Consider the following 3,905-nt stretch of genomic DNA (forward strand, 5'->3'; position numbering starts at 1 on the left):
AAAGGATGCGTACATGGACGCTGACCCCTATCGTCGCAAACTGCATTATCGTGCACATCACCGCGGCACGCGCGAAGCGGACGCCATGGTCGGCGGCTTTTTCGACCAATGTTCGGCCAACTGGGGCGAAGCCGAATATGAATGGTTCGAACGTTTGATTGAAGAGGAAGATGTCGACATCATGGCGTGGGCACTCGGCACTGCGCCGCCCGACCCTGCCTTTGCGGGGCCATTGATGGATCAATTGATGCAGCTGAATTTCATCACGCTGCCTGAAGGGCTTAGCACCCAAAACCCATGATTGATTTGCAGCGGATCACAACCAGTCGCAACGCGCTGACGCTCGCGTCGGTGCCGCAGGGTTTTGCGCCGCTTCTGCTTGCCGACCTGACACGCGCGGCCAAAGCACGCACGCTTTACATCGCGCCTGATGAGGCGGCCATGCGCGCAATTGCAGACGCCGTGCCGTTTTTTGCGCCTGAACTTGAGATATTGATTTTGCCGGGATGGGATTGCCTGCCCTATGATCGCGCATCGCCCTCGGTTGCGGTCACGTCGCAGCGCATGTCGACATTGCAAGCGCTTCAGCAGCCTGCAAAAAAGAAGCAGTTGGTGGTCACCACCATCGGCGCAGTCATCCAAAAATATGTTACACCCTTCCGCATTCGCCAGACGGGTGAACGCTTGGCCGCTGGCCGGGAAATCAGCCGCGAACGGCTTGCATCATTGCTGCAATCGAACGGCTATTTTCGTGTCGACACCGTAGCTGACGCAGGCGAATTCGCGATCCGCGGGAGCATTGTCGACCTGTTTCCCGCCGGCAGCGAAGTTGGCCTTCGCCTCGATTTCTTCGGCGACGAAATCGAAAGCATCCGCCGTTTCAATCCGTCGGATCAGCGCAGCATCGACCAGGTCGAACATTTCGATATTTTGCCCGCGGTTGAAGCCCTTATGGACGAAGACGCGATTAAGCGTTTCCGTGTTGGCTATCGCGAACGCTTTGGCGTGACCGCAACGGGCGACCCGCTCTATCAGGCCGTCTCGGAAGGCCGCAGGCTTTCGGGCATGGACCATTGGTTGCCATTGTTTGAAGAGCGCATGGCGACAATCTTTGACCATGTCGGGGCCGACGCGCTTGTCATTCGCGACAGTGGCACGATTGCCGCGGGCCAATCGCGGCTAGACTCCATCAGCGACTATCACGAAAATCGCGTGAAGGCGCAGGCCGCAGAACCCGGCAGCTATCGCCCTTTGCCGCCCGAGATGCTCTATTTAAGCGGCGGCGAACTCGACCAGCTTTTCGACGACAATGCCGCGCACCTGATTACGCCATTCGCGCAGCCCGACTCTGCAAGCGTCATTGATTTCGGCATCGCAGCAGCGCGCGATTTCGCACCGGAGCGCACGCAGAAAGCCAATGTCTACGAAGCCGTCGCCGCGCATCTGAAATCGCTGCATAGCAAGAAAACGAAAACCATCATTGCGAGCTATTCCATCGGCGCACGCGAGCGGCTGAAGGGTTTGCTGGCGGATCATGGCGCGCCGTCCATCGTCGATGCGGACGGTTGGCAGCAAGCATTGGGCGTGGCCGCCGGGCGGACGGCAATGGTTGTGTTGCCATTGGACCATGGCTTTTCAACGCCGGACATAGCCGTATTAAGCGAACAGGACATGCTGGGCGACCGGCTCGTGCGCAGACAAAAGCGCCGTAAATCCGCCGATGCCTTCATGGCCGAACTTGCCGCGCTAACGCCGGGCGATCTGGTGGTGCATCAGGACCATGGTATTGGCCGTTATGAAGGGCTGATTTCGATACCCGTGGGCAACAGTCCGCATGATTGCGTTGCCCTCACTTATTCCGGCGGAGACAAGCTGTATGTCCCCGTTGAGAATATCGACGTTCTGTCGCGCTATGGGTCCGACAGCGAGCATGTATCACTCGACAAGCTGGGTGGTGAGGCGTGGCAGCGGCGCAAGTCGAAGCTGAAAGAACGCATCCGCGCAATTGCGGGCGAATTGCTTAAAACCGCGGCCGAACGTGCGCTTCGTCCGGGTTCGATCATTGAAGTCGACGGTCCTGCCTATGCCGGCTTTGTCGACCGTTTCCCTTATGAGGAAACCGAAGATCAGTTGCGCGTGATTGAAGAAGTGCTTCAGGATTTGTCCGCAGGCAAACCCATGGACCGGCTCGTGTGCGGCGATGTCGGCTTTGGAAAAACCGAAGTCGCGATGCGCGCGGCTTTTGCAGCGGCGATGGCGGGTCTTCAGGTCGCGGTCATTGCGCCGACGACATTGCTGGCGCGGCAGCATTATTCGAACTTTGCCGAACGTTTCCGTGACCTGCCGTTAAAGCTCGGTCGGCTTTCGCGGCTCGTACCAACCGCCGAAGCGACACAAACGCGTGAAGCCTTGGCGGATGGCACTTTGGACATCGTGATTGGAACGCATGCCGTTCTTGCAAAGTCACTTGAATTCAAACGACTTGGCTTGGTCATTGTTGACGAAGAACAACGGTTCGGCGTCAATCACAAGGAGCAGTTGAAAGCACTGAAGACCGACGTGCATATGCTGACGCTGACGGCCACTCCGATCCCGCGGACTTTGCAAATGGCCATGTCTGGCCTGCGCGAACTATCGGTCATCCAGACGCCGCCGGTCGACCGTCTAGCCGTGCGTACCTATGTTATGCCATGGGACCCAGTGGTGCTGCGGGAAGCGTTGCTGCGCGAACATTATCGCGGGGGGCAAAGCTTTTTTGTCGTGCCGCGCATAACCGATCTTACCGAGATCGAAGAATATCTACGCACTGAAGTGCCTGAAGTGAAATATGTCACCGCGCACGGGCAAATGTCGCCGACGCAGGTCGAAGAGCGCATGAGCGCATTCTATGAAAAGCGCTACGACGTCCTTCTATCGACCACGATTGTCGAAAGCGGGCTGGACATACCGAGCGCGAATACGTTGATCATCCACCGCGCCGACCGCTTTGGCCTTGCCCAATTATATCAGCTGCGCGGTCGCGTCGGGCGTTCGAAAACCCGCGCTTATGCGTATCTGACGCATGAACCGAATCGCGTACTGACCGAAACGGCGGAAAAGCGTCTGAAGGTGCTTGGTGATCTCGATAGCCTTGGTGCCGGGTTCCAGCTTGCGAGCCACGATCTCGACATTCGCGGTGCGGGCAACTTGGTGGGCGATGAACAGTCCGGCCATATCAAAGAGGTCGGCTTTGAATTATACCAATCGATGCTCGAAGAGGCGATCTTGGAAGCGCGTGCGGGCGCGCATGGCCTCGCAAAGCCGCGCGGCAGCTTCTCGCCGCAAATCACCATCGATGCGCCAATCCTCATTCCCGAAGATTATGTCCCCGATCTGTCGGTCCGCATGGCGCTCTATCGCCGTTTGAACGACCTCGAGGAAGGTCAGGACATCGAAGGTTTTGCCGCGGAAATGACCGATCGCTTCGGCCCGATACCGGAGCCAACGCAGAACCTGCTGAAGCTTATCCAGATCAAGCAAAATGCGCTCGTTGCGCAGGTCGCAAAAATTGAGGTCGGCGCCCGCGGTACGTTGGTCAGTTTCCATCAGGACACACCGCCCAACGTCACAGGGTTGTTGGCCTATGTCGACAAATTGGGCGAGACGGCAAAGCTACGTCCCGACAGCAAGTTGGTTATTAACCGCATATGGGGCGACCCCGCAGCGCGGCTCAACGGCTGTTTGCAGCTGTCACGCGGCCTTGCAAATCTTGCCCGCCGGCATGGCTCCCCTTCACGTCCATAGCAGCGAAAAACTTTCCGAACCCTTTCGGCAAATTAATTCAGCTTGGTAGCGCAAGCTTTTCCGCTTACATCGCAAAAATGATCGACGGATTTGGACGCAGTATCGACTATTTACGGATATCG

2 protein-coding genes are annotated in these 3,905 nt (G+C 57.6%); both read left to right on the forward strand.

The features are described 5' to 3' along the window. Positions 1–301, forward strand: a 301-nt coding sequence (locus ACIQ5B_RS10410) for a succinate dehydrogenase assembly factor 2 (RefSeq protein ID WP_397598960.1), incomplete at its 5' end; no start/stop codon positions are given. Beyond that, positions 298–3,783, forward strand: coding sequence for a transcription-repair coupling factor (mfd, locus tag ACIQ5B_RS10415; RefSeq protein WP_397598961.1), 3,486 nt, complete (start codon positions 298–300; stop codon positions 3,781–3,783). The genes ACIQ5B_RS10410 and mfd, both read left to right, overlap by 4 nt. Positions 3,784–3,905: the final 122 nt, after the last annotated feature.

It is taken from the genome of Sphingorhabdus sp., assembly GCF_044374345.1.
Classification (GTDB): Bacteria; Pseudomonadota; Alphaproteobacteria; order Sphingomonadales; family Sphingomonadaceae; genus Sphingorhabdus_B.

Coding starts and splice junctions, on each gene's coding strand:
- mfd (WP_397598961.1), top strand. CDS start 298: ATGATTGATTTGCAGCGGATCACAACCAGTCGCAACGCGCTGACGCTC.